The following is a 24,279-nucleotide window of genomic DNA, read 5'->3' on the forward strand; positions in this document are numbered from 1 at the left end:
GGCTTACGAGGCCGAACTGTCGGCAGAAGCGGATGCGTGCTTCTTCTTCCAGCCGGAATGCTTGCCGCCGGCCTTGGCCGCCGGCGGCGCCGCCGTGCTGCCCGATCCGGCCGGCGCAGCGCTGGCCTGCTTGATCGGCGCGCCGTCGCTGAGGCGGTCCGTGCCGTCCGTGACCACGACCTGGCCCGCGCTGAGGCCGGACAGGATCACGGTGTTCTTGCCGTCGCTGGGGCCCAGCGTGACCTTGTGCACCGACACGGTGTCGTCGGCATTCACCAGATAGACGAAGTCGCCTGGCGCGCCGTTCTGTACGGCCGGGGTCGGCACCAGCACCGCGTTCTTCTGCGTGTCCACCAACAACTGCACATTGACGAATTCGTTGGGAAACAGCGCCTCGTCGTCGTTGGGCACCGTGGCGCGCAGCGACACCGTGCCGGTGCCGGTGGCCATCTGGTTGCCGATCGCATACACCGTGCCGGTGGCGATCTGCTTGCTGTTGTCGCTGTTGTAGATCGCCGCCGGCAGCTTGGCGCCGGCGCCGAAGCGCTGCAGCACGCGCGACAGCGCGTTCTGCGGCACGCTGAACTGCACCGTGGTCGGCTTCATCGTGGTGATGGTGACGATGCCCGTCGTGCTGGACGCGGTGACGTAGTTGCCGGGGTCGACCAGGCGCAGGCCGACGCGGCCGGCCACGGGCGCGGTGATGTGGCAGTAGGCGAGGTCCAGGTCGTCCTGCGCGATGGCGGCCTGGTCGGCCTTCACCGCGGCCTCGTCCTGCTGCACGGTGAACTGCTGGTCGGTGAAGGTTTGCTCGGCGATCGACTTCTGCGCGTGCAACTGCGTGTAGCGGGTCAGGTCGGCACGGGCCTGGCCCAGGCTGGCCTGGTCCTTGGCGAGCTGCGCTTCGGCCTGCTGCTTGTTGATCTGGTACTGGCGCGGGTCGATCTGGGCGAGGAACTGGCCCTTGGTCACGTCCTGGCCTTCCTGGTAGCCGACCTCGGTGAGGTAACCGCTCAATTGTGGCAGTACGGTGACCGTGGCCGTCGGCGTCACCGTGCCCAGTTCGTTGAGGTTCTCCGGCATGTCGCCCAGCGTGGCGGTGGCCGTGCCCACGACCTGCGCGGCAAAGCCGCCGCGGGTCTTCTTGCCGCCCAGCAGGTGGACCACGATCAGGGCGATTACCGCCACCAGCACGATGCCGACGATCAGCGGCCAGCGTTTACTGCGAACCTGTCCGGTGGTCTTGGCCGTGTCGTTGCTCATCTTTCGGTCTCCAGCGCTTCAGTCCATCGCGTGCGTGAGGAGGCCCGCCTTCCGCTTCCGGTGCTCGGAATTCGCCGGACGACGCGGCCGCCACCACGAAGGCGGTCGTTCCACACTCAACGAATTGTCGCGCGATAAGTTGACGCCGTGTGCCGGAAGTCACGATTGCCGGGCCGGACCCGGTTCAGCCGCCATTTGCGCTGGATCGGCGCGGTCAGACCATCCGCGTGCGCTTCCACCAGCCGGTCATCTTTTCCTCGCGCACCAGGGTGAACAGCCCCGCGCCGAGGATCATCACGATGCCGACCAGCATCGGCCAGTCCAGATGGTCGCCGAAGAACCAGTAGCCGAACGCGATGGCCCAGACCATCTGGCTGTACTGGGTGGGAGCGACGCGATTGGCGGGGGCGAGCAGGGTGGCGTGCATCAGCAGCACGCCGGCCAGCGCCGCCAGCAGGCCGTAGCCGGCGAGCAGCACGGACTGGTGCAGATCGGGCCAGACGAAGTGCGGCAGCATCAGCAGGCCGCCGGCCACCAGCGGGCCGACGATGCCGGCGCCGTACAGGCTCATGCGCTTTTCCTCGCTGCCGGCCATGCGCAGCGCCACCACCGACAAGGCGGCGGCGACGCCGCAGACGATGGCCGCCAGATGCCCCAGCCCCAGCTCGCGGAAGCCCGGCCGCAACACCACCAGTACGCCGGCAAAGCCCACGAACACCGCCGTCCAGCGCCGCCAGCCCACGTGCTCCTTGAGCAGCAGTACGGAGAGGATGGTCACGAAGATCGGCATCAGGAAGATCATCGAGAACACTTCGGCCATCGGCAGCAGGGTGAACGCGGTCACCGAGGCGATGTTGCCCACCGCGCCCGCCAGGGCGCGCACCCACCACAGCGCCGGGCGGCGCGCGGCGAACACGTCGTGCCAGCGGTCGCCCTTGTCCATCACGAAGGGCAGCGCGGCGATGCCCAGCACGCCGCCGAAGAACACCGACTCGAACGGCGGCACGGCGCCGTGCACGGCCTTCACGAAGGCGTCGCTGATGGCATAGGCCGCGAAGCAGGCAAAGCCCAGCAGCACACCCTTGATCATGGGGTTTCCGTGGAGAGCGGGGGAGGGTGGGCATGATCGCATGCCGCCGCGGCGCGCCGCACAACGATGACCGGCGGGGCCGCCCCGGGTAGAATCGCGGGTTCCCACCCCATCACCGGAACTGGAACGCCCATGGCCGCTGTCCGCCTGAATCCGCTCGACCTGTACGACGTCCGCTCGTTGCTCTCCGACGAGGAGCGCATGGTGCAGGACACCGTCGGCCGTTTCGTCGACGAGAAGGTGCTGCCCATCATCGGCGACGCCTTCGACCAGGCGCGGTTCCCGTCCGAGCTGATTCCGGAAATCGCCAGCCTCGGGCTGCTCGGCGCGACCATTCCGGAAAAGTACGGCTGCGCCGGCATGAACGGCGTGAGCTACGGCCTGATCTGCCAGGAGCTGGAGCGCGGCGACTCGGGCCTGCGCAGCTTCGCCTCGGTGCAGAGCTCGCTGGTGATGTACCCGATCTACGCCTACGGCAGCGAAGAGCAGAAGATGGAATACCTGCCGAAGATGGCGGCGGGCGAGATCATCGGCTGCTTCGGCCTCACCGAACCGCACGGCGGCTCCGATCCGGCCAACATGAAGACCAACGCCAAGAAGGACGGCGGCGACTGGGTCATCAACGGCGCCAAGATGTGGATCACCAACGGCAATCTCGCGCAGATCGCCGTGGTGTGGGCGCAGACCGAAGACGGCATCCAGGGCTTCATCGTGCCGACCGACAGCAAGGGTTTCACCGCCCAGCAGATCCACAAGAAGATGAGCCTGCGCGCCTCGGTCACCAGCGCGCTGTTCCTCGACAACGTGCGCGTGCCGGACGCCAACCGCCTGCCCAACGTGAAGGGCCTGAAGGGTCCGCTGGGCTGCCTCACGCAGGCACGCTACGGCATCACCTGGGGCCCGATCGGCGCCGCGCAGGCCTGCCTGAAGGAAGTGATCGACTACACGCAGGAGCGCGTGCTGTTCGGTCGTCCGCTGGCCTCGAACCAGGCGATCCAGCTCAAGCTCGCCGACATGGCCCGCCGCATCACCACCGCGCAGCTGCTCTCCCTGCAGCTGGGTCGCCTCAAGGACGCCGGCACCATGCAGCCCACCCAGGTCTCGCTGGCCAAGTGGAACAACTGCCGCATGGCCATCGACATCGCGCGCCAGTGCCGCGACATCCTCGGCGGCGCGGGCATCACCACCGAACACGGCGCGATCCGCCATGCGCTGAACCTGGAATCGGTCATCACCTACGAAGGCACCGAGACGGTGCACGAGCTGGTGGTGGGGCGCGAGCTGACGGGCATCAACGCGTTCTGATTCTTGTCCCTTCTCCCGCTGGGAGAAGGTGCCCGTAGGGCGGATGAGGGTGCGATCGGAGCGCTGCGTTCCAGCCGGACCCTCACCCCAACCCCTCTCCCGGCGGGAGAGGGGCTTTCAGGAACCCGATCTTGCACCTGCCGGACATCCGCATCGAAACCGAACGCCTGATCCTGCGTCCCACCCAGCCGGAGGATTTCGAAGGCTGGGCTGCGCTGATGGGCGACGAAGAGAATGCCCGCCACATCGGCGGCCCGCAGCCGCGCCCGGTGGCCTGGCGCGGCTTTCTTTCGATGGCCGGCGCCTGGGCGATGCAGGGTTACGGCATGTTCTCGGTGATCGAGAAGGCGAGCGGCCGCTGGGTCGGCCGGCTGGGGCCATGGTGTCCCGAGGGCTGGCCCGGCACCGAAGTCGGCTGGGGGCTGCTGCGCGAAACCTGGGGCAAGGGCTATGCGACCGAGGGCGCGACCGCCGCGATCGACTGGGCCTTCGCGCACCTGGGCTGGAGCGAGGTAATCCACACCATCGTGCCGGACAACACCGCGTCGCAGCACGTCGCACGGCGGCTGGGTTCGAGCCTGCTCAGGCCGGGGCGCCTGCCCGAGCCGTTCCACGAATGGCCGGTCGAGATCTGGGGCCAGAGCCGCGAAGCCTGGTTGCGCCGCCGCGCATGAGCCACGTACCGCCCGCGCTGTTCGTCACGCTCGCCGAGCTGGTGCCCGACCTGCACGTGCATTGCGTCGAGCCGTGGTGCCTGATCGGCAGTGCGGCCGCGCGCTTGCTTGGCGCCGAGGTGAGCGTGGCCGATGTCGACGTGCTGGTTTCGCGCGCCGATGCCGAAACGCTGGCGACGCTGTGGGCCGATCGACGCGATGCCGCGCATGCGCCGGCCGACGACGGCCGCTTCCGTTCGCACTTCGCCCGCTTCCGCTTCCCCGGCATGCCGGTGGAGGTGATGGGCGGCCTGGAACTCGACCAGGGCGAGGGCTGGCAGCCGGTGTCGCCGGGCCGGCTGGTGCTGGCCGGGCTGCAGGGCATGGCCGTGCCGGTGCCTACGCTGGACGACCAGATCCGCATCTTCGAATCCTTCGGCCGCGACAAGGACCGCGACCGTGCCGCAGCGCTGCGCCGGCTGCGCCAGCCTTCCGTGCTCTCCATCGTTTCCTCTTCCTGACGGCCACGCGCCGTTCCTATCGAACCGACACCGCCATGACCACCACGCCAGCTCCCATCGCCGCCCGCCACAAGGGCTTCAACCGCGCCGAGATCGTCGACCAGAATTTCACCGAGTTCGTCAACGAGTGGCGGGGCGAGGTGCGCACCGCGCCGCGCGACGACGCGCCGGTGCTTCCGGGCAGCGCGCTCGACGCGCGCGGCTTCCGCGAGCTGCTGGAGTCGCAGCTGATCTCGCGCCATCTCGACCTGATGGCACGCGTGCTGCGCGTGCAAAACAAAGTGTTCTACACCATCGGCTCCAGCGGCCACGAAGGCAACGCGATGGTGGCGCGGCTGACCCGCCACACCGACCCGGCCTTCCTGCACTACCGCAGCGGCGGCTTCATGGCCGAGCGTTTCCGCAAGCTGCCGGGCATGGACCCGGTGATGGATTCGGCGCTGTCGTTCGCCGCCAGCAAGGACGACCCGGCCTCCGGCGGCCGCCACAAGGTGTGGGGCAGCAAGCCGCTCTGGGTACTGCCGCAGACCTCCACCATCGCCTCGCACCTGCCCAAGGCGCTGGGCACCGCCGTCGCCATCGACCACGCGAAGCGCATCGGCCACACCTTGCCGATTCCCGACGATTCCATCGCCATCTGCTCGTTCGGCGATGCCTCCAGCAACCACGCCACCGCGCAGACCGCGTTCAACGCCGCGGCGTGGACGGCCTACCAGAAGCTGCCCGCGCCCGTGCTGTTCGTGTGCGAAGACAATGGCATCGGCATCTCGGTGAAGACGCCGACCGGCTGGGTGGCGAACAATTTCCAGCGTCGCGCCGACCTCGACTATTTCTTCGCCGACGGCCTCGACCTTGCCGAAGGCTACGGACAGATACAGCGCGCGGTGGAGCATTGCCGCAGCACGCGCCGGCCTACCTTCCTGCACGTCAGGACCACCCGCATCATGGGCCACGCCGGCACCGACTTCGAGATCGAGTGGCGCAGCATCGAGGAGCTGGTGGCGCTGGAAGCCACCGATCCGCTGCTGCGTTCGGCGGCCATCGCACTGGAGTCGGGCCTGTACACCAAGGCTTCGTTGCTCGAACTCAACGAAACCATCCGCAAGCGCTGCTTCGCCGCGGCAGAAGAAGCCGATCGCCGTCCGAAGCTGGACCGCCTCGACGACGTGATGAAGCCGCTCGCGCCGTACACGCCGGCCGCGGTGAAGGCCGAAGCCGAACGCACCGACTATGCCGACGCGCGCCTCAAGGCCTTCGGCGGCGAAGCGAAGCTGCCGGAAAACCAGCCGCCGCGTCATCTGGCCATCCAGATCGGCCAGGCGCTGCACGACGTCATGGCCAAGTATCCCGAATCGCTGCTGTTCGGCGAGGACGTGGCGCAGAAGGGCGGCGTGTACACGGTGACCAAGGGCCTGCACAAGGCGTTCAAGAACACGCGCGTGTTCAATACCCTGCTGGACGAGACCGTGATCCTCGGCCTGGCGCAGGGCTACGCCAACATGGGCATGCTGCCGATCCCGGAGATCCAGTACCTCGCGTACTTCCACAACGCGGGCGACCAGATCCGCGGCGAGGCGGCCAGCCTGCAGTTCTTCTCCAACGACCAGTACCGCAACCCGCTGGTGATGCGCGTGGCCTCGCTGGGCTACCAGCGCGGCTTCGGCGGCCACTTCCACAACGACAATTCGATCGCCGCGCTGCGCGACATCCCGGGCCTCGTGGTCGGCTGTGCCTCGCGCGGCGACGACGCGGCGACCATGCTGCGCACGCTCACCGCGCTGGCCAAGGTGGACGGCCGCGTGTGCGCCTTCCTCGAGCCCATTGCGCTGTACATGACCAAGGACTTGTACGAGGCCGGCGACGGGCAGTGGCAGTTCGCCTATCCCGCACCGGGCGAGGCAATGACGCTGGGCGAGGGCCGCGTCTACAACGAGAAGGCGAAGGACCTCGTGGTCTTCACCTTCGGCAACGGCGTGACGATGGCGCTGCGCGCCGCGCGCACCATCGAGCAGGAACTGGGCTGGAAGGTGCGCGTGGTCGACCTGCGCTGGCTGGCGCCGCTCAACGACGCCTTCATCGCCGCGCAGGCGAAGGGCGCCAAGCGCATCATCGTGCTGGACGAGGGTCGCAAGAGCGCGGGCGTGGGCGAGGGCGTCATCACCGCGATTGTCGAATCTGGCCTGGGTGCCACGCCGCTGGAGCGCGTGGTGGGCGCGGATACCTTCACCCCGCTGGCCGGCGCCGCCTTCCTGGTGCTGCCGGGCGATGCTGACGTGGTGGCCGCCGCGCGCAAGCTCGCCTGACGCCCTACGCGGAAGCGCACCCGGTGCGCGAATGCCTTGCACGCTGATCGATGCAGGAGCATTCGCGTGCAGGGTGCGCTGCTATCCCTTCAGCCCGAGAAGCCGCCGTCATCGAGGAACGTCCGTTCCTCGATCGTGGTTTCGCGGCCAAGTACCGCGTTGCGATGCGGGAAGCGCCCGAAACGCGCGATCACGTCGCGGTGGATGCCGGCGTACCTGCCGTAATCGCCCAGCCCGGCGCACAGCGCCACCGCCTGCTCCTGATCGGCCGGGGCCTCGCTGTGCTCGAAGGGCAGGTAGAAGAACACGCGCAGCGCGGCATCCACCGCGCGGTCGTGGCCGCGCGCCACCGCCTGTCGTGCGAAAGCCAGCGCCAGCGGGTCGGTGGCGAACATATGCGCCGTGCCGCGAAAGGCGTTGCGCGGGAACTGGTCGAGCAGGATCAGCAGCGCCAGTGCGCCTTCGGCCTGGTCCATCCAGCCGTCCAGTTCGCGTCGCGCGGCAGCCATGTGCGCCGCCTGGTAACCCTTGATGAAGGCGCGGTCGAAGTCGTCGTCCTTGGCGAACCATTTGTCGGGGCCGGCTTCGTGCCAGAAACGGACGACGTCCTGCGGTTGGATGGCGATGCTCATGCCGGGATTCCTCGTTGAGAGCCGCTCGACGGGCTCCGGGGCGATGCGTGGCATGGTGGCACAGGCGCAACCTGTGCCGCTTGGCACCCTCGCAACGCTCGGCGGTGGTGATAAGTTGGGGGAATTCCCACTGCCCGCAGGTGCCTGCCATGTCCTTCGCCACGCCCGCAAAACCGCATGCCGCCGCGCGCCTCGCCCTGGCCGTGTCGCTGGCGCTTGCCGCCGGCGCGGTTTCCGCACAGGTGTCGTCCAGCACGCAGGTGCCGGTGCCGCAGGACACGCCGTACCCGGGCACCATCGCCATCCACGTCGATGCCAGCGACACGCGGCAGGGCATCTTCCGCGTGCACGAGACGATCCCGGTGCAGGCCGGCAAGCTCACCCTGCTGTATCCGGAATGGATTCCCGGCAACCATTCGCCCAGCGGCCCGATCGCGATGCTGGCGGGGCTGAAGCTCAGTGCCAACGGCAAGCCGGTGACGTGGACGCGCGACAAGTACGACGTCTACGCCTTCCACCTGGATGTGCCCGCGGGCGTCACCAGTCTCGATGCGGATTTCCAATACCTCTCGCCGCGCGACGACGGCGGTTACGAGATGACCGACCGCATGCTGATGCTGGAGTGGGACAAGATGTCCCTGTATCCGGCGGGCTATTACACGCGCGGCATCCACGTCGAACCCAGCGTGAGCCTGCCGCAGGGTTGGCAGTTCGGCAGCGCGCTGGAGACGGCTTCGCAGTCGGGCGACGAAACCACGTTCAAGCCGCTCACCTACAACACGCTGGTCGACTCCCCGATCTATGCGGGCCGCTATTTCAAGCGCGTGGACTTGAATCCGGGGAGCGCCGGGCCGGTGCATCTCGACATCGTGGCCGATGCGCCGAAGTACATGGAGATCACGCCCGAGCAGCTCGCGCAGCATCGCGCGCTGGTGACGCAGGCGGTGAAGCTGTTCGGTTCGCACCATTACGACCACTACGACTTCCTGTTCTCGCTGTCCGACGTGCTTTCCGGCAACGGCCTGGAGCACCACCAGTCCAGCGAGGACGGCATGGGCGCGGACTACTTCACCGCGTGGGATGACGACGCGCCGAACCGCGACCTGCTGGCGCACGAATACGTACATTCGTGGAACGGCAAGTTCCGCCGTCCTGCGGACTTGTGGACGCCCAATTTCAACGTGCCGATGGGCGATTCGCTGCTGTGGGTGTACGAGGGTCAGACGCAGTACTGGGGCTTCGTGCTCACCGCGCGTTCCGGGTTGTGGACGCCCGAGCAGTTCCGCGAGTCGCTGGCGATGGTGGCGGCGAACTACGAACGCAACCGCCCTGGCTTCCAGTGGCGCTCGCTCGAGGACACCACCAACGACGCCACCGCCGCGCACCGCTCCCCCTTGCCGTACCGCAGCTGGCAGATGAGCGAGGACTACTACAGCGGCGGCCAGATGATGTGGTTGTCGGTGGACGCCAAGCTGCACGAACTCACGCACGGCAAGAAGTCGCTGGACGATTTCGCGCAGGCCTTCTTCGGCGTGGACGACGGCAGTTTCGTGACGAAGACCTATACCTTCGACGACGTGGTGGCCGCGCTCGACGGCGTGGCGAAGTACGACTGGGCGGGTTTCCTGCGTGCGCACGCCACCGTGGTGAATCCGCCGCTGCAGGACGGCCTGGCCGCCGCGGGCTGGAAGCTAGTCTATACCGACAAGCCCACCGAAATCGAAAAGCAGTACGACAGCCGTCCGCAATCCTCGCGCCACATGTACAACTTCGCATGGTCGATCGGCATGACGCTGACCCGGAGCGGCGACGTCAACGACGTGCGCTGGGGCGGTCCTGCGTTCAAGGCCGGCGTGAGCACCGGCGCCACGCTGGTGGCGGTGAACGGGCAGACGTATTCGCGCGAGGTGCTGAAGGTGGCCATCGCCGCCGCCAAGACCGACAAGGCGCCGATCAAGCTGCTGCTGAAATTCCAGGGCAGCCTGCTGACCGTGCCGGTGGACTATCACGACGGCCTGCAGTATCCGCACCTGGAGCGCATCGCCGGCACGCCGGATTACCTCGACCAGATCATCGCGGCGAGGAAGTAACGCTCGATTCGCACGGCGCACAAGCCCGTGCATGTCCCATCGCGCAGAGGCCGGGAAGTCCTATGACGTCGCCCCGGCCTCTGCTCCATGAGTGCTGCCTGGCAACGACAGCGCGGCGAGGCGCAGGTGTCGTTGCCGGCCTGCCGTGACCCGTGTCTACCGTGGCTTGCCTGCGGACGAGCCCGGCGCAGGCTGCGAGCGCATCAGCATGTGTGCGATGTAGGCGTGTACGTCGGCCTTGGTCACGAAGCCGGTGTGATGGACATCGATCGCATCGAAATGAGTGGTGATGAACGCGACGGACCCGGCCTGTGCCTCGGCCTTGCTGAGCTTGCCGTCGTGGTTCCTGTCGGCTGCGTCGAAACTCTTGTCGAGATCCGTCACGCCGCGAACGATGCCGTTCAGCCCGGTCTGGGCATGCAGGCACACCGGCAGGCCAGTGGCGAGGAGTACGAGGCCGAACACGAGGGCAAGACGTGGCATGGCGATCTCCTGCGAGGCAAGGCCGGTCATGCTGCGAAGTGGCTGGCACGTGTCCGGTCCGTGCCAGGCTAGCATGACGCGAACAAGGGCCTATTGTTCGTGACCGGGGGGCGGGGCGCCGCCGGGATGCCAGTGGAACACCTCGTCCAGCCGTTTGCCGAACACGTCGGCGATGCGGAAGGCCACTTCCAGCGAGGGCGAATAGCGGCCCTGCTCGATGGCGGCAATGGTCTGGCGCGTGAGGCCCACGCGTTGGCCCAGCTCGGCCTGCGTCATGTCCTGGGCGAGGAAGCGCAGCAGGCGCACCTCGTTGGTGAGCGATTCAGTGGGCAAGGCGCGGCCTCCGGCGGTAGCCCATCACGATCAGCACGTAACGCACCGTCTCGGCCAGTACGATGGCGAACAGGGCGGTGTTGGTGATCTTCCAGCCCGTATCGCTGAAGGGCATCACCACGCCGACCACGATCATGCCGATCAGCATCACGAAGTAGGCGACGCGGGTGGCGCGCGCGTCGATGGCGTGGTCGCGTTCGTCCAGCAGCAGTTCCTCGCCGCGCTCCTTCCGTTTCAGCAGCATCAGTCCGACCAGGTAGGCGATGGCGTGCACGCTGGCGACGATCGCGAGGCAGGCGATGCGTTCCAGAAACGTGGTCAGCCACATCGGGCATTCCGCCTGGATCAGGAAATAGACGACATAGGGTGGGCACTGGCTCCACAGGGCCAGCCAGGCGCGTTTCTCGAGTGACGACATGGATTTCCCCTTGGGTTAATTATGGTGTACTTAATGTTAGATATTTTTGACATGATGTCAAGCAAGTAATTCTTGATGCCTACTTTGCTGTTCCTTTGGATCGAGCGCCGGCACTCCCCGGCTCGGGGTATCGACCGGACGCGGGGAATGCCTGTACCTATCGAGCAAGCACCACATGGGTAGCCAAAGGCGTGGCCACGTGCTCGGTCACGCGGAAGCCCTGCGCCGGCAGATCCAACCCCTCGAACATGGCCTCGCCACGGCCCAGCACGACCGGGGAAATGGCGAAGTGCAATTCGTCCACCAGGCCGGCCTGCAGGTACTGACGCACCGTGCTCACGCCGCCGCCGATCTTCACGTCCTTGCCGCCGCCCGCCGCGCGCGCCTGTTCGAGCGCGGCCTCGATGCCCTCGGTGACGAAGTGGAAGGTGGTGCCTCCGGCCATCACGATCGGCTGCCGCGGATAATGGGTGAGCACGAAGGTCGGCGCGTGGTAGGGCGGATCGTCGCCCCACCAGCCTTTCCACGATTCGTCCGGCCACGGTCCGCGCACCGGGCCGAACATGTTGCGGCCGAGGATGAAGGCACCTACGCCGTGCATGGAACGCACTGCGTAGGCATCGTCCACGTCCTGCGCGCCTCCTGGCTTGCCGATCATCGCGTGGAACGTGCGCGTACCGAAGAACCACTGGTGCAGTTCCATGCCGCGCTTGCCCAGCGGGTCGTCGAGGCTCTGTTCGACGCCTGCGCCGAAACCGTCCAGCGAAAGCGAGAAAGCGGCGACACGAACCCTGCTCATGGGATGCCCTTGATCGATGCTCCGTGCGCTTTGTATCGCGTCCGGCTTGCCGGAAGCAAAGCGGCGGTCTTTCGGGCGACTGGCGGTTTGTCGATTCGCCGCTGGGCCGTTCGTCGTCCAAGCGAGTGCCGCACGCCTTGCGTCACCGATACGCCTACAGGAGAGACACGATGCGATTCCTTTCGATGGTAAGGATCAACGAGCGCGCCGGCCAGCAGCCCAGCGCACGGCTGATGGAGGACATGGGGAAATTGATGGCGGAGCTGACTGCAGCGGGTTCGCTGCTGGACACCGCGGGCTTGACCCCTTCGACCGCAGGCAAGCGCGTGCGCCTGGCACGCGGCCGGCAGACGGTGATCGACGGGCCGTTCACCGAGTCGAAGGAAGTGGTGGCCGGCTATGCCATGCTGCAGGCCGACTCGATGGACGAAGCGCTGGAGATCACCCGCCGCTTCCTGGAGGTGCACGGCGACGAGTGGGAGATCGAGTGCGAAGTGCGGCAGGTGATGGAGCACTGCGCCGAGGCGGCGTGAAGCGGCCGCCTCAGCGTTCGACGAAGCGTTTCAGGCGTGCCAGCGCCTGATCCCACTGCGCCGCAATCGCGTCCAGCGAGCGGCGCGCTTCGTCCAGCCGCGACGGCTCCAGTTCCCACAGCCGCTCGCGCCCCTGCCAACTGTCGCGCACCAACCCGGCGTCGGCCAGCACCAGCAGATGCTTGGTGACGGCCTGCCGGGTGATGGCGGTGCCGGCGGTGAGCTGCGCGATGGACAGCGCGCCGCCGGCGCACAACGCGGCGAGCAGCCGCAGCCGCGTGGTGTCGCCCAACGCGGCGAACACGGGGGCGGTTTTCTGCCAGGCGGGGGTTTTCGTCATGGTGCTCAGTGCCCGGCCAGGTAGCGCTGGATGTTCTGCATCTGCTGGTCCCAGCCGCCGCTGTTCATGCGGTAGGCCTCGGCGCGACGCGCCAGCGGGATGTGGTCGAAGCCGGATTCGGAAAGGCGCAGCAGGATGCCGTCGGCATGGTCTTCCAGCACGAATTCCACCAGCGTGGTCGGTTCGTGCGCATAGTTGCTGTTCGGATCGATGGCGTAGGGATGCCAGCGGTACGAGAACAGGTGCTTGGGCTCGACGCGCTCGATCTGCAACTCGCACAGCAGGTGCTCGTAGCCGGGGTAGGTGAGGTGGCCGCTGGTGGTCTTGCCGGCGACGAAGCGTTCGCCTTGCAGTTTCATGCCGAACCAGTCGCCGAAGCTTTCGGCGTCGACCAGCGCATGCCAGACCTTGTCGCGCGTGGCCTGCAGCAGAATCTGTCGCTCGATGCGGTCGGTGCTCGTGTTCATGCGGTTTCTCCGGAGTGGATGAATGCAACCTTGTGGTTGCACATTACGATCCCGTCGGAAGAAATGCAACTATATGGTTGCTTGATGCGGCGTGGCCGGTGTCAGGCTTGCGCTTCCGCGCGCTGTACCCGCAGGCCGGCCATGTAGCGCAGCGCCACCAGCATCGCGGCCATGCCCGAGGCTGCGCCGACGCCCAGTGCCCAGCGCGGGCCGAAGTGGTCGGCGATCCAGCCGACGATGGGTGCGCCGATCGGCGTGCCGCCCATGGCGACGGCGATGCGCAGGGCCATCACGCGTCCGCGCATGGCCGGTTCCGTGGTGAGCTGCATCAGGCTGTTGGTGCCGGTGGCGAACGTCAGCGCGGCGAGACCGGTCAGCACCAGGGCAGCGGCGAACAGTCCTTCGTTCGGTGCCACTGCCGCCAGCATGCAGCCCACGCCGAATGCGGCGGCAGCCGTGCAGAGCAGGGACATGCCCGGTCGGCTGCGGTACGCGGAATACAGCGCGCCAGCCACCGAGCCGACGGCGAACGCCGAGGTGAGCAGGCCGTATTGCCCGGCTCCGCCGTGGAAGGCGGCGAGTGACATGGTCGAGATGAAGATGGGGAAGTTGAGGCCGAAGGTGCCGATCAGAAACAGCATCACCAGCACGGCCATCAGGTCGGGCCGCTGCCACACGTAGCGGAAACCTTCGGCGATGCCGCCGACCTTGCGCGACCTTCGCTCGCTGCCGTGCAACTGGTCCACGCGCAGCAGCATCAGCGAAGCCAGCACGCCGGCGAACGAAGCGGCGTTGATGAGGAACACCCAGCCGCAACCCACGACGGCGATCAGCAGGCCGGCCACGGCCGGTCCGATCATGCGTGCGGCGTTGAACGAGGTGGAGTTGAGCGATACCGCATTGGCCAGGTATTCGTCGCCCACCAGTTCGTTGACGAAGACTTGCCGCACCGGCGCGTCGAATGCGGAGACGCAGCCGAGCAGCAGGGCGAACACATACACCTGCCACAGCGTGACCACGCCCGTGACCGTCACCAGGCCCAGGCCCAGCGCCAGCAGACCGAGCGCGGCCTGGGTGCCGATCAGCAGCTTGCGGCGGTCGAAGCGGTCGGCGGCATAGCCGCTCCACGGCAACAGCAGCAGCTGCGGGCCGAACTGCAGGGCCATGACCACACCCATCGCACTGGCATTGCGATGGGTGAGGATGGTGAGCACCAGCCAGTCCTGCGCCACGCGTTGCATCCACGTGCCGACGTTGGACACCAGCGCGCCGCCGGCCCATACGCGGTAGTTCCGGATGCGCAGCGAGCCGAACATGCCGGGGCCCTTCGCGCTCACGTGCGTTCCGGTGCGTTGCCGCCGTTGAAGCGGCCGAAGTGGCGCGCCATGCAAAGACTCAGCAGCAAAGCGCCGGCGAATGCCGTGGCCAGGCATGCGATGTCATGCGTGTCGAAGCTGCCCACGTGCGCCAGCAGCCCGTAGGCAAGCGCGAGATTGAGAAAGCCCCACCACACGTTAGTCACCGAAGACGAGAGCCCCTCGCCGCGCGGCTTCGCGAAGGGGCTCTGGAACGCGCGCCCCATCAAGCCGCTGACCGCGTGGGGCACGGCATTGGCGAGCAGTGCGCCGCCGAAGAACCATGACACGAAGTGGAGCCAGGACATGGGGCGCCTCCGGCTCAGCCGCGGCTGCTTGCGAGCAAGGCGATGACCTCGGCCGTGCTGCCGGTCTCGCCCAGACGCGGGAAGATGCGCGCCACGCTGTTCGTGTGCGCCTCGGCGTTCAGGTCGTTCAGCGCATCGGTGGCAACAGTGACGTTGTAGCCGAGCTCGGAGGCCTGGCGCGCGGTAGATTCCACGCCGATGCTGGTGGCCACGCCCACGATCACGACCTGGGTCACCTCGAGTTTCTGCAGGTGTTCGTGCAGATCGGTGTGCATGAACGCCCCCCAGGTGCGCTTGGTGACGCGGTGATCGCTTGCCTGTACGTCCAGTTGGGGTACCAGTTCGGCCCAGTCCGCCGGCAGGTCGCCCATCCGCTTCGGTTGCTCGTTGCGGCCAGGTGCGGCGCCGGCGACGTTCACCAGCACCACGGGTGCGTTGTGTTTGCGGAAGGCTTGCGTGATCTCGACCACGCGGTCGATCACCCCGGCCATGGGGTAGGCACAAGGCAGTTGCACGATGCCCTTTTGGATGTCGATGACGATGAGGGCGGTCTTGGGGTCGAGCGTGGTCAATGCCATGGGGGAGGCCTTGTCGGATGGAAAGTGGAATGGGTCGGTCAGCCTTCGGCCAGCCGCTTGAGCAGCTCGACGCCGCGGGCGAGGGCGTCCTGTTCGTTGGCGTTGAAACGCTCGCGGATGGCGTGGAACAGCCAGTCCTCGCGGGCGGTCCGGATGGCGCGGATTTTTTCGTGCGCCAGCTTGGTCAGCGAGAGCAGGGTGCGCCGTCCGTCGCCGGGGTCCGGCACGCCTTCGATCAGCATCAGTGCCTGCAGGCCGGCCACGGTGGCGCCCATCGACTGCGGCTTCACGTTCTCGGCGCGGGCCAGTTCGCTGACCGTGGCGCTGCCCTGGCGCTCCAGATGGATCAGCACGGTGATCTGCGAAAGCGTGAGTCCTTCGACGCCGACCTTTTCGCGCAGCTGGCGTTTCAGCTTGCCGACCAGCGCGCGCAGCTCGCGCGCGGTGGCCTGGGCCTGGGCGATGCGTGGGTCGTGGCGGACGATCTTCATGATGGCGCATCGTAGGACATAAACAGGAAAACTGCAAAGGTAAACTTCATATTTATGAAGACGGCCGATGCAGTGCGGCACTAGCCGGTTGATTTCAGAACCTATTGGTTTAGTATTTCAGGTCCTTGGCGGCCTGCCGGCGGCCAAAGAAACATGGGAGGCGTGCATGAATGCGGTGGCACGAACGGAGCGCGACGACATCCTGGTCGTGCGCGGACTGGACAAGGTGTATCCGGGCGGCTTCCAGGCGCTGAAGCCTATCGACCTCGAAATCCGCCGTGGCGAGATCTTCGCCTTGCTCGGTCCCAACGGTGCCGGCAAGACCACACTGATCAGCATCATCTGCGGCATCGTCAACCTGGGTGCCGGCAGCATCACGGTGGATGGCCACGACGTGGTGCGCGACTGGCGTTCCACGCGTTCGCTGATCGGCCTGGTGCCGCAGGAGCTCAAGACGGATGCCTTCGAGACGGTGTGGAACACCGTGCGCTTCAGCCGCGGCCTGTTCGGCAAGGCGCCGAACGATGCCTATATCGAGCAACTGCTGAGGGAGCTCTCGCTGTGGGACAAGCGCGACAACAAGATGCTGATGCTCTCCGGCGGCATGAAGCGGCGCGTGATGATCGCCAAGGCGCTGTCGCACGAGCCGCAGCTGCTGTTCCTCGACGAGCCCACCGCCGGCGTGGACGTGGAGCTGCGCCGCGACATGTGGGCGATGGTGCGCCGGCTGCGCGAGAACGGCGTCACCATCCTGCTCACCACGCACTACATCGAGGAGGCCGAAGAGATGGCAGACCGCGTGGGCGTGATCAGCAAGGGTGAACTGATCTTGGTGGAGGAGAAGGCCGCACTGATGCACAAGCTGGGCCGCAAGCAGCTGCGGCTGCAACTGCACGAGCCGCTGGATGCGGTGCCCGGCGCGTTGGCATCGCACCATCTGGAACTGGCCGCCGGCGGCAACGAGCTGGTCTACAACTACGACACCCAGGGCGAACGCACCGGCATCACCGCGCTGCTGGCCGATCTGGCCGCGGCCGGCATCCGCTTCCGCGATCTCAGCACGCGGCAGGACACGCTGGAGCAGATCTTCCTGCAACTGGTTAAGGAGGGCGCATGAACTGGTACGGCATCCGCGCGATCTACCGCTTCGAAATGGCCCGCACCGGGCGCACCCTGATGCAGAGCGTCGCCTCGCCGGTGGTTTCCACCTCGCTGTATTTCGTGGTGTTCGGTTCGGCGATCGGCTCGCGCATCACCAGCGTGGAAGGCGTCAGCTACGCAGCCTTCATCATCCCTGGCCTGGTGATGCTGTCGCTGCTGATGCAGAGCGTGTCCAATGCGTCTTTCGGCATCTATTTCCCGAAGTTCGTGGGCACCATCTACGAGGTGCATTCCGCGCCGCTGTCGTTCCTGGAGATCGTGCTTGGCTATGTGGGGGCGGCGGCCACCAAGGCGGTCATCGTGGGCCTCATCATTCTCGCCACGGCGCGCTTTTTCGTGGATTACTCGATTGCGCATCCACTGGTGATGGTGGCCTTCCTGCTGCTCACCACGATCACCTTCAGCCTGCTCGGTTTCATCATCGGCATCTGGGCGGACAACTTCGAGAAGCTGCAGGTGGTGCCGCTGATGGTGATCACGCCGTTGACCTTCCTTGGCGGCAGTTTCTACTCCATCCACATGCTGCCGCCGTTCTGGCAGAAGGTGACGCTGCTCAATCCGGTGGTATACCTGATCTCGGGCTTCCGCTGGAGTTTCTACAGCCTGGCCGACGTCAGCGTCGGCATCAGTCTTGCCGCCACCTTCGGTTTCCTTGCGCTATGCCTCGTGGCGGTTTGGTGGATCTTCAGGACGGGCTACAAGTTGAAGGTGTGACGCGCGGAACGATTCGTTCGCCGGCCTGTCGAACCTCTATTGGTACAACGTACAGAGGTGGCTGATGGCGAACAGGCGCGAGCGGGACATCAGCGACTGGATACCGGTGGTGATTGTCGTGGCGCTCGTCGTCGCGGGGGGCGTCTATGTGGCGCACCGTTTCATGCAGCCAGGCGCGGAGCCCGCGGCGGCATCCACCGCAGCGGCGCCCGCGAGTCCGGCGATGCCGAGTGCCGTTACGCATCACCCGATCGCCCAGGCCGAGGTGCCTGCATCGACGTCCACGGCGCCGTTGCCCGCGTTGGACGGCAGCGACGCCAGCGTGGGCGCCGGCTTGCGTGCACTGGGCGGGGACAGGTTGCAGGATCTGCTGTCGCCACGGCAGATCGTGAACCACATCGTGGCCACCGTGGATGCGCTGCCGCGCCATGAGCTGGGCAGCGCGTCCATCCTGCCGCTGCGCACGCCGCGCGGCGCGTTCATGGCCAGTGAGACGCAGGGCACCCTCGTCGCCGATCCGCGCAATACCGAGCGCTACGCGCCTTACATGGCCGTGGTGCGGCGCGCCGATTCCTCCGCGCTGGTGGCGTGGTACGTGCACAACTATCCGCTGTTCCAGCAGGCGTACCGCGAACTGGGCTATCCCAAGGGTTATTTCAACGACCGCCTGATCGCGGCGATCGACGACATGCTGGCCGCGCCGCAGCTGCCCCAAGCCCCCGCATTGCGGCTTGCGAACGGGCGCTACACCTACGCCGACCCTGCGCTGGAATCGCTGTCGGTAGGCCAGAAGCTGATGCTCCGGCTGGGTCCGGCCAACGAGGCCGAACTGAAGGTCAAGCTGCGCGTGATCCGCGGCCTGCTCACGGTACGGCCATCGCTGACCGGACCGCGAGAAGGCTGAAGAGGCGTTCTAGCCGAGGCTTCGCCTGCGCTCAGTCGATTTCGCAGAGCAGTGCGCGGCGAGCGTCTTCGTCGGCACGGCGTGAGTGCGTTTCCGAGCACCACGACACCAAAGGGCGCGCCGTTGCGGGCGGGCATATGGGCGTCGGTGCAACGGAGGTCTTTCCAGCGAGCATCCCTGCGACCCTACGTACTTCGCGTTCCACTGCGGAGCGGGTCAGCGGCATATGCATGCTTCACCCCTCGGCCACCCCTGTGTGGCCGTTACCTGTACTCTACCTGAATTCACACGATATGCACAATTGCCGGATGAGGTTTCGCGCACATTTTTCCGGCCATGGTCACGGCTCGGCATTGCTGCTCCGGTCGCGCACCGTGCCGCCTCGCGTGACGGCAAATAGAGCGCACAATACGGCTCCCCTTCGCTGAAAACGGAGTTCCCCCATGCGCCCGACTGTTCTCGCCGCGTTGCTCGCGCTCGCCCTTCCGGCTGCAGCGTCAGCCCTGCCTGCCGCCACGTCCGGTTCGGCCGTGCCGGCTTATGTCACCGCGGCGATGAACGACCCGGCGCGCGGCGCGGCGCGCGACGACGATGCGCGCCGCCAGATGGCCGCGGTCATGGTGTTCGCCGAAGTGAAACCGGGGCGCAAGGTACTCGAGCTGGAACCCGCCAGCGGCTATTGGACGCGCGTGTTCAGCGGGATCGTGGGGCCTAAGGGCCACGTCTATGCGGTCTGGCCGAACGAGTACGCGAAAGAGGATACCGAAGACACGGCGGCGCTGGAAAAACTGGTGGCGGACCCGCACTACGCCAACATCAGCCTGCTCAAGCAACCCGCCGCCCAGCTCAGCGTACCGGCCAAGGTCGACGTGGTGTTCACCGCGCAGAACTACCACGATTACCACGACCCGTTCATGGGCCCGGTGGACATGGCCAAGTTCGACAAGGCGGTCTTCGATGCGCTCAAGCCCGGCGGCGTGTTCGTGGTGATCGACCACGTGGCACCAGCCGGCTCGGGCTTGGCCGACACCAACACCCTGCATCGCATCGATCCTGCGACGGTGAAGCAGGAAGTGGAAGCCGCCGGTTTCGTGTTCGACGGCGAAAGCGACGTGCTGCGCAATCCTGCCGATACGCACGCCTTGAAGGTGTTCGATCCCTCGATACGCGGCCACACCGACCAGTTCGTCTACCGCTTCCGCAAGCCGGCGAAGTAAGCATCGGCGCGCGGACGTCAGGGCCTGGCCTTGCTTCCGCGCACGATCCACACCCACGGAAACATCAGGAACAGCGGCCAGGAGCGCTGGACGTCGAGCCCGGCCTCGCGCAGCGTCTGCGCGTAGTGCGCGGTATGGCGGAAGTCGAGCAGGGCCAGCCGGCCGCCTGGCTTGAGTACGCGGGCGATTTCGCGCACGGCCTGTTCGCGGTCGGTTTCGGTGGGCAGGTTGTGGATGGCGAGGCTGGAGACGATCACGTCGAAGCTGGCATCGGCATAGGGCAGCTGGCGCATGTCGCCCGTGTCGATCTGCACGCGTTCGCGCAGGCCGGCCAGCTCGGCATTGCGCGCGGTGGCCTCGGCGGCGTTGCCGCTCTGGTCGCGTGTGCTCCACAAGTCCAGCCCGGTGGTGCGGCCACGCGGCAGGTGGCCGGCGGTTTCGAGCAGCAGCATGCCGCGCCCGCAACCCACGTCCAGCGCCTGTTCGTCGCCGCGCAGCGCGAGCGAATCCACCATGCGTCGCAGCAAGATGCGCTTGCCGTACAGGCTGCTCAGCGTCATCAGTATGGCCTCCGCGGCCATGATGGCGCCGGTGGCGATCATCGTCCCCGTCAGTGCAGGCGGCAGGATACGGTTGGCGGTGCAACCCAATACGACCAGCAGCGGGCCGCCAATGGCGAAGCCGAGCACCAAGGTGGGTGCGTCGATGCCGAACCGCGGTTTCCCCTGCATGGCCTATCCTCCCGACGAGATGGGCCATTGTTCGGTGGACGCCAGGGTGGCGCCATTGACAGCTGTCACGCGGATCGCGTGATGGGCCCTGCGGCCACGCTCACCCCGGGCGCCGCGCGCCCAGCAGCACCAACACTTCCTGCGCGCTGCGTATGCGTTCGCTGGCGCCGGGCAGGTCGAGAGTGACGCGCAGCTTGTCCTGGCCGTCCAGCTTGTACACGCGCGGCAGGCTCTGGATCAGCTTGATGATCGCCATTGGATCGACCTCGGGTTTGTCGCGGAACACGATGCGGCCGCCGTTCGGGCCGAAGTCGAGCTTGCGGATGCCCAGCGGCGTGGCCATCAGCTTGAGGCCGGACAGCGCGAACAGCGTCTTGGTCGGTTCGGGCAACAGGCCGAAGCGGTCGATCATCTCCACCTGCAGGTCGCGCAGCGAGTCCTCGTTGCGCGCGCTGGCGATGCGCTTGTACAGCGTCAGGCGCGTGTGCACGTCGGGCAGGTAGTCGTCGGGGATCAGCGCGGGCAGATGCAGCTCGACCTCGGTCTCGTGTTCGCTGGACAGGTCGAAGTCGGGCACCTTGCCGCTCTTCAGCGCACGCACGGCGCGGTCGAGCAGCTCGGTGTAGAGGCCGAAGCCGATTTCCTGGATCTGGCCGGACTGCTCGTCGCCCAGCAGCTCGCCGGCGCCGCGGATTTCCAGGTCGTGCGTGGCGAGCGTGAAGCCGGCGCCGAGTTCCTCCAGCGAAGCCAGCGCTTCCAGCCGCTTCTCCGCATCGGCGGTGATCGCCTTGCGGTCGGGCACGATCAGATAGGCGTAGGCGCGGTGGTGCGAACGGCCCACGCGGCCGCGCAACTGGTGCAACTGTGCGAGGCCGAAGCGGTCTGCGCGGTCGATGATGATGGTGTTGGCGGTGGGTATGTCGATGCCGGTCTCGATGATGGTGGTGCACACCAGCACGTTGAAGCGCTGGCGGTGGAAATCAGCCATCACTCTTTCGAGCTCGCGCTCGGCCATCTGGCCGTGGGCCACGCCGATGCGCGCGTCGGGGATCAGTTCCTCCAGCTCGCGCGCAGTGCGCTCGATGCTCTCCACTTCGTTGTGCAGGAAATACACCTGGCCGCCGCGCTGCAGCTCGCGCTGGAACGCCTCGCGGATGGTGGCCGGATCCCACACCGAGATGAAGGTACGCACGGCCATGCGGTGCGCGGGCGGCGTGGTGATCAGCGAGAGATCGCGCAGCCCGCTCATCGCCATGTTCAGCGTGCGCGGGATCGGCGTGGCGGTCATGGTGAGCAGGTCGACTTCCGCGCGAAGCTTCTTCAGCTGCTCCTTCTGGCGCACGCCGAAGCGTTGCTCCTCGTCCACGATGACCAGGCCGAGGTTCTTGAACTTGATGTCGGGCTGCAGCAGCTTGTGCGTGCCCACGATCACGTCGATCTGGCCATCGGCCAGCCGCTTCAGCGCCTCGTTCACTTCCTTGGCGGACTTGAAGCGCGACAGCACGTCCACCTTTACCGGCCAGTCGGCGAACCGGTCGGCAAAGTTGCGGTAGTGCTGCTGGGCGAGCAGGGTGGTGGGCACCAGCACCGCCACCTGTTTGCCGGCGGTGGCGGCGGCGAAGGCGGCGCGCAGCGCCACCTCGGTCTTGCCGAAGCCCACGTCGCCGCAGATCACGCGATCCATGGCACGTGGCGCCGCGAGGTCGCCGAGCACGGCGGCGATGGCCTGCTCCTGGTCCGGCGTCTCCTCGAACGGGAAGCTGGCGCCGAATTCCTCGACCAGCAGGCGGTCGATGGGCAGCGACACGCCGCCGCGCGCCTCGCGCTGCGCGTAGATGGCCAGCAACTCCGCCGCCACGTCGCGTACTTTCTCGGCGGCTTTCTTGCGTGCGCGCTCCCACGCGTCGCCGCCTAGCGAGTGCATGGGCGCCAGTTCCGGCGCGGTGCCGCTGTAGCGGCTGACCAGGCCGAGCTGGGCCACCGGCACGTAGAGCTTGTCGCCCTTGGCGTACTCGATGACCAGGAACTCGCCCTCCATGCCGCCCAGCTCCATCGACAGCAGGCCCTGGTAGCGGCCCACGCCGTGGTCCACGTGCACGATGGGCGAGCCAATGGAAAGCTCGGTGAGGTCGCGGATGATGGTGTCGGGGTCGCGCGCCGCGCCGCGCCGCCGGCGCCGCTCGCTGCGCACGCGCTCGCCGAACAGCTCGCGCTCGGTGAGCACGGTGAGGGCCGGCTGCTTGAGCGCGAAGCCCTGCTCCAACTGGGCGATGGTGATGGCGAACTTTTCTTCTGCAGTTGCCTGCTGCGGTGAAAGGAAGCGCTGCCAGTTTTCGACCTGCGCAGGCTTCAAGCCCGCGCTTGCCATCGTTTCCAGCAAGGCCTCGCGCCGCCCCGCCGAGTCCGCCGCAACCAGTACGCGGCCGCGATAGCTTTCGAGGAAGTGCCTGAGCGAAGTGCCCGGTTCCTCGCCCTTGCGGTTCAGCGGCAACTCCGGCGCGGGCTGCGTGCCGACGTCGACCGCGTGGGCGTGGCCGCTCTCCACCATCTCCACGCGCAGGCGCTTGTTGAGCTGTTCGCGCAACTGCTCGGGCGACAGGTATAGCTCGGCCGGCGGCAGTACCGGGCGTTCGATGTCGTGGGCGCGCTGGTCGTAGCGTTCACCGGTCTGCGTCCAGAACGCTTCGCTGGCTTCGCCCGCGCCTTCGCCGAGGACGAGTAGCGCGTCGTCGGCGAGGTAGTCGAAGAGCGTGGAGGTCTGCGGGAAGAACAGCGGCAGGTAGTACTCGATGCCGCCCGGCGTCACGCCTTCCTTCATGTCCTGGTACAGCGGGCAGCGGCGCACGTCGATGGGAAAACGCTCGCGCAGGGCACTGCGGAAATCCTTGGCCGCCTGCTCGGTGACCGGGAACTCGCGCGCGGGCAGCAGCTCCACTTTCTCCACCGGCTGCGCAGAGCGCTGGGTTTCCGGGTCGAAGCTGCGGATCGATTCCACCTCGTCGTCGAACAGCTCGACGCGATATGGCTCGCCCGCGCCCATCGGGTAGATGTCGATCAGCGCGCCGCGCACGGCGAAGTCGCCCGGTTCGGCTACCTGCGGCACGTTGCGGTAGCCGCTGGCTTCCAGCCTGCGCTGCTCGGTGGCGAGGTCGAACTTCTGCCCCTTCGCCACCACCAGTCCCGAGCCTGCGATGTGCGAGCGCGGCGCGATGCGCTGCATCAGCGTGGCCACCGGCACCACCAGCACGCCGCGCTTCACGCCGGGCAGGCGGTACAGCGTGGCGATGCGCTGCGAGACGATCTCCGGATGCGGGCTGAAGACGTCGTAGGGCAGGGTTTCCCAGTCGGGGAAATGCAACACCGGCAGGTCGCCGGCGAAGATGCGCAACTCGTCTTCCAGTGCCGAGGCGCGCTGGGTATCGCGGGTCACCGCCACCAGCAGGCCTTCGTGCGAGCGTGCCGCCTCGGCCAGCAGCAAGGCCCGCGACGAGCCGTGCGGCGGCGTCCAGTAGCGGCGCTGTTTCGGGGTGGTGGGAAGCGGGGGATGCGGAATCGGAGCGGACATGGGCACGCGGGCGCTGGGGACGCGG

At 67.0% G+C, this 24,279-nt stretch carries 25 protein-coding genes; 10 read left to right on the forward strand and 15 right to left on the reverse strand.

The window, feature by feature from the left end:
- Positions 1–3 precede the first annotated feature (3 nt).
- Together IHE46_RS13730 and IHE46_RS13735 are read right to left on the reverse strand one after the other, a co-directional pair.
- A complete protein-coding gene (locus IHE46_RS13730; RefSeq protein ID WP_192165198.1) occupies positions 4–1,263 on the reverse strand; it encodes an efflux RND transporter periplasmic adaptor subunit in 1,260 nt (419 codons plus the stop codon).
- A gap of 214 nt (positions 1,264–1,477) precedes the next feature.
- The gene (locus IHE46_RS13735; RefSeq protein ID WP_192165199.1) at positions 1,478–2,353 is read right to left on the reverse strand and encodes a DMT family transporter; all 876 of its coding nucleotides are present in this window, start codon (positions 2,351–2,353) and stop codon (positions 1,478–1,480) included.
- A 132-nt stretch (positions 2,354–2,485) separates the two neighbouring features.
- On the opposite strand from IHE46_RS13735, the gene IHE46_RS13740 reads away from it, so the two are divergent.
- From IHE46_RS13740 to IHE46_RS13755, 4 genes are all read left to right on the forward strand, one after another.
- A complete protein-coding gene (locus IHE46_RS13740; RefSeq protein ID WP_192165200.1) occupies positions 2,486–3,658 on the forward strand; it encodes an acyl-CoA dehydrogenase family protein in 1,173 nt (390 codons plus the stop codon).
- A gap of 131 nt (positions 3,659–3,789) precedes the next feature.
- Positions 3,790–4,332, forward strand: a complete 543-nt coding sequence (locus IHE46_RS13745; protein WP_192165201.1) for a GNAT family N-acetyltransferase — start codon at positions 3,790–3,792, stop codon at positions 4,330–4,332.
- Positions 4,329–4,832, forward strand: coding sequence for a hypothetical protein (locus IHE46_RS13750; protein ID WP_192165202.1), 504 nt, complete (start codon positions 4,329–4,331; stop codon positions 4,830–4,832). The genes IHE46_RS13745 and IHE46_RS13750 overlap by 4 nt, the downstream gene beginning before the upstream one ends.
- Positions 4,833–4,867: 35 nt before the next feature.
- A complete protein-coding gene (locus IHE46_RS13755; RefSeq protein ID WP_192165203.1) occupies positions 4,868–7,135 on the forward strand; it encodes a thiamine pyrophosphate-dependent enzyme in 2,268 nt (755 codons plus the stop codon).
- Positions 7,136–7,224: 89 nt separating this feature from the next.
- Here IHE46_RS13755 and IHE46_RS13760 read toward each other — a convergent pair whose 3' ends face one another.
- Positions 7,225–7,767, reverse strand: a complete 543-nt coding sequence (locus IHE46_RS13760) for a DUF924 family protein (protein ID WP_192165204.1) — start codon at positions 7,765–7,767, stop codon at positions 7,225–7,227.
- A gap of 149 nt (positions 7,768–7,916) precedes the next feature.
- On the opposite strand from IHE46_RS13760, the gene IHE46_RS13765 reads away from it, so the two are divergent.
- The gene (locus IHE46_RS13765) at positions 7,917–9,857 is read left to right on the forward strand and encodes a M61 family metallopeptidase (protein ID WP_192165205.1); all 1,941 of its coding nucleotides are present in this window, start codon (positions 7,917–7,919) and stop codon (positions 9,855–9,857) included.
- Between the two features lie 156 nt (positions 9,858–10,013).
- Here IHE46_RS13765 and IHE46_RS13770 read toward each other — a convergent pair whose 3' ends face one another.
- From IHE46_RS13770 to IHE46_RS13785, 4 genes are all read right to left on the reverse strand, one after another.
- Positions 10,014–10,370, reverse strand: a complete 357-nt coding sequence (locus tag IHE46_RS13770) for an EF-hand domain-containing protein (RefSeq protein WP_192165206.1) — start codon at positions 10,368–10,370, stop codon at positions 10,014–10,016.
- Positions 10,371–10,430: 60 nt separating this feature from the next.
- Entirely contained in the window at positions 10,431–10,673 is a 243-nt protein-coding gene (locus IHE46_RS13775) for a helix-turn-helix transcriptional regulator (RefSeq protein WP_225563046.1), read from the reverse strand.
- Entirely contained in the window at positions 10,663–11,091 is a 429-nt protein-coding gene (locus tag IHE46_RS13780) for a DUF2178 domain-containing protein (RefSeq protein WP_192165207.1), read from the reverse strand. Before IHE46_RS13780 ends, IHE46_RS13775 begins: the two co-directional genes overlap by 11 nt.
- Positions 11,092–11,248: 157 nt before the next feature.
- Complete coding sequence (locus IHE46_RS13785; protein WP_192165208.1) at positions 11,249–11,890, reverse strand: dihydrofolate reductase family protein; 642 nt, start codon at positions 11,888–11,890, stop codon at positions 11,249–11,251.
- Positions 11,891–12,060: 170 nt separating this feature from the next.
- On the opposite strand from IHE46_RS13785, the gene IHE46_RS13790 reads away from it, so the two are divergent.
- Positions 12,061–12,423, forward strand: coding sequence for a YciI family protein (locus IHE46_RS13790; RefSeq protein ID WP_192165209.1), 363 nt, complete (start codon positions 12,061–12,063; stop codon positions 12,421–12,423).
- A gap of 10 nt (positions 12,424–12,433) precedes the next feature.
- Here the strand turns inward: IHE46_RS13790 and IHE46_RS13795 are convergent, their stop codons facing one another.
- From IHE46_RS13795 to IHE46_RS13820, 6 genes are all read right to left on the reverse strand, one after another.
- Positions 12,434–12,763: a metalloregulator ArsR/SmtB family transcription factor gene (locus tag IHE46_RS13795; RefSeq protein WP_192165210.1), complete on the reverse strand. Its 330-nt coding sequence runs from the start codon at positions 12,761–12,763 to the stop codon at positions 12,434–12,436.
- A gap of 5 nt (positions 12,764–12,768) precedes the next feature.
- Positions 12,769–13,230, reverse strand: a complete 462-nt coding sequence (locus tag IHE46_RS13800) for an SRPBCC family protein (RefSeq protein WP_192165211.1) — start codon at positions 13,228–13,230, stop codon at positions 12,769–12,771.
- 101 nt (positions 13,231–13,331) lie between these two features.
- On the reverse strand, positions 13,332–14,567 hold the full coding sequence (locus tag IHE46_RS13805; protein WP_343230036.1) for an MFS transporter: 1,236 nt from the start codon (positions 14,565–14,567) through the stop codon (positions 13,332–13,334).
- Complete coding sequence (locus IHE46_RS13810) at positions 14,564–14,893, reverse strand: hypothetical protein (RefSeq protein ID WP_192165212.1); 330 nt, start codon at positions 14,891–14,893, stop codon at positions 14,564–14,566. Before IHE46_RS13810 ends, IHE46_RS13805 begins: the two co-directional genes overlap by 4 nt.
- 14 nt (positions 14,894–14,907) lie before the next feature.
- Positions 14,908–15,471, reverse strand: coding sequence for an isochorismatase family protein (locus tag IHE46_RS13815; protein WP_192165213.1), 564 nt, complete (start codon positions 15,469–15,471; stop codon positions 14,908–14,910).
- A gap of 38 nt (positions 15,472–15,509) precedes the next feature.
- Positions 15,510–15,962: a MarR family transcriptional regulator gene (locus IHE46_RS13820; RefSeq protein WP_192165214.1), complete on the reverse strand. Its 453-nt coding sequence runs from the start codon at positions 15,960–15,962 to the stop codon at positions 15,510–15,512.
- A gap of 166 nt (positions 15,963–16,128) precedes the next feature.
- Here IHE46_RS13820 and IHE46_RS13825 point away from each other — a divergent pair, with 166 nt between their 5' ends.
- The 4 genes from IHE46_RS13825 (at position 16,129) to IHE46_RS13840 (ending at position 19,958) form a co-directional block, all read left to right on the forward strand.
- Positions 16,129–17,079: an ABC transporter ATP-binding protein gene (locus IHE46_RS13825; protein WP_192165215.1), complete on the forward strand. Its 951-nt coding sequence runs from the start codon at positions 16,129–16,131 to the stop codon at positions 17,077–17,079.
- Entirely contained in the window at positions 17,076–17,837 is a 762-nt protein-coding gene (locus IHE46_RS13830; RefSeq protein WP_192165216.1) for an ABC transporter permease, read from the forward strand. The genes IHE46_RS13825 and IHE46_RS13830 overlap by 4 nt, the downstream gene beginning before the upstream one ends.
- Before the next feature lie 64 nt (positions 17,838–17,901).
- Positions 17,902–18,741, forward strand: coding sequence for a DUF3014 domain-containing protein (locus IHE46_RS13835; RefSeq protein WP_192165217.1), 840 nt, complete (start codon positions 17,902–17,904; stop codon positions 18,739–18,741).
- Between the two features lie 443 nt (positions 18,742–19,184).
- On the forward strand, positions 19,185–19,958 hold the full coding sequence (locus IHE46_RS13840; RefSeq protein ID WP_192165218.1) for a class I SAM-dependent methyltransferase: 774 nt from the start codon (positions 19,185–19,187) through the stop codon (positions 19,956–19,958).
- Positions 19,959–19,975: 17 nt separating this feature from the next.
- Here the strand turns inward: IHE46_RS13840 and IHE46_RS13845 are convergent, their stop codons facing one another.
- Both IHE46_RS13845 and mfd read right to left on the reverse strand, forming a co-directional pair.
- Entirely contained in the window at positions 19,976–20,689 is a 714-nt protein-coding gene (locus IHE46_RS13845; RefSeq protein ID WP_192165219.1) for a class I SAM-dependent methyltransferase, read from the reverse strand.
- 100 nt (positions 20,690–20,789) lie between these two features.
- Positions 20,790–24,254, reverse strand: a complete 3,465-nt coding sequence (gene mfd, locus IHE46_RS13850) for a transcription-repair coupling factor (RefSeq protein ID WP_192165220.1) — start codon at positions 24,252–24,254, stop codon at positions 20,790–20,792.
- Between the last annotated feature and the right edge of the window lie 25 nt (positions 24,255–24,279).

The organism is Rhodanobacter sp. DHG33 (assembly GCF_014843005.1).
Classification (GTDB): domain Bacteria; phylum Pseudomonadota; class Gammaproteobacteria; order Xanthomonadales; family Rhodanobacteraceae; genus Rhodanobacter_A.

What these genes read in the sequence shown, in the direction of transcription:
- IHE46_RS13730 (WP_192165198.1), bottom strand. Translation starts at nt 1,263, where the DNA reads ATGAGCAACGACACGGCCAAGACCACCGGACAGGTTCGCAGTAAACGC.
- IHE46_RS13735 (WP_192165199.1), bottom strand. Translation starts at nt 2,353, where the DNA reads ATGATCAAGGGTGTGCTGCTGGGCTTTGCCTGCTTCGCGGCCTATGCC.
- IHE46_RS13740 (WP_192165200.1), top strand. Translation starts at nt 2,486, where the DNA reads ATGGCCGCTGTCCGCCTGAATCCGCTCGACCTGTACGACGTCCGCTCG.
- IHE46_RS13750 (WP_192165202.1), top strand. Translation starts at nt 4,329, where the DNA reads ATGAGCCACGTACCGCCCGCGCTGTTCGTCACGCTCGCCGAGCTGGTG.
- IHE46_RS13755 (WP_192165203.1), top strand. Translation starts at nt 4,868, where the DNA reads ATGACCACCACGCCAGCTCCCATCGCCGCCCGCCACAAGGGCTTCAAC.
- IHE46_RS13760 (WP_192165204.1), bottom strand. Translation starts at nt 7,767, where the DNA reads ATGAGCATCGCCATCCAACCGCAGGACGTCGTCCGTTTCTGGCACGAA.
- IHE46_RS13765 (WP_192165205.1), top strand. Translation starts at nt 7,917, where the DNA reads ATGTCCTTCGCCACGCCCGCAAAACCGCATGCCGCCGCGCGCCTCGCC.
- IHE46_RS13770 (WP_192165206.1), bottom strand. Translation starts at nt 10,370, where the DNA reads ATGACCGGCCTTGCCTCGCAGGAGATCGCCATGCCACGTCTTGCCCTC.
- IHE46_RS13780 (WP_192165207.1), bottom strand. Translation starts at nt 11,091, where the DNA reads ATGTCGTCACTCGAGAAACGCGCCTGGCTGGCCCTGTGGAGCCAGTGC.
- IHE46_RS13785 (WP_192165208.1), bottom strand. Translation starts at nt 11,890, where the DNA reads ATGAGCAGGGTTCGTGTCGCCGCTTTCTCGCTTTCGCTGGACGGTTTC.
- IHE46_RS13790 (WP_192165209.1), top strand. Translation starts at nt 12,061, where the DNA reads ATGCGATTCCTTTCGATGGTAAGGATCAACGAGCGCGCCGGCCAGCAG.
- IHE46_RS13795 (WP_192165210.1), bottom strand. Translation starts at nt 12,763, where the DNA reads ATGACGAAAACCCCCGCCTGGCAGAAAACCGCCCCCGTGTTCGCCGCG.
- IHE46_RS13800 (WP_192165211.1), bottom strand. Translation starts at nt 13,230, where the DNA reads ATGAACACGAGCACCGACCGCATCGAGCGACAGATTCTGCTGCAGGCC.
- IHE46_RS13810 (WP_192165212.1), bottom strand. Translation starts at nt 14,893, where the DNA reads ATGTCCTGGCTCCACTTCGTGTCATGGTTCTTCGGCGGCGCACTGCTC.
- IHE46_RS13815 (WP_192165213.1), bottom strand. Translation starts at nt 15,471, where the DNA reads ATGGCATTGACCACGCTCGACCCCAAGACCGCCCTCATCGTCATCGAC.
- IHE46_RS13820 (WP_192165214.1), bottom strand. Translation starts at nt 15,962, where the DNA reads ATGAAGATCGTCCGCCACGACCCACGCATCGCCCAGGCCCAGGCCACC.
- IHE46_RS13825 (WP_192165215.1), top strand. Translation starts at nt 16,129, where the DNA reads ATGAATGCGGTGGCACGAACGGAGCGCGACGACATCCTGGTCGTGCGC.
- IHE46_RS13830 (WP_192165216.1), top strand. Translation starts at nt 17,076, where the DNA reads ATGAACTGGTACGGCATCCGCGCGATCTACCGCTTCGAAATGGCCCGC.
- IHE46_RS13835 (WP_192165217.1), top strand. Translation starts at nt 17,902, where the DNA reads ATGGCGAACAGGCGCGAGCGGGACATCAGCGACTGGATACCGGTGGTG.
- IHE46_RS13840 (WP_192165218.1), top strand. Translation starts at nt 19,185, where the DNA reads ATGCGCCCGACTGTTCTCGCCGCGTTGCTCGCGCTCGCCCTTCCGGCT.
- IHE46_RS13845 (WP_192165219.1), bottom strand. Translation starts at nt 20,689, where the DNA reads ATGCAGGGGAAACCGCGGTTCGGCATCGACGCACCCACCTTGGTGCTC.
- mfd (WP_192165220.1), bottom strand. Translation starts at nt 24,254, where the DNA reads ATGTCCGCTCCGATTCCGCATCCCCCGCTTCCCACCACCCCGAAACAG.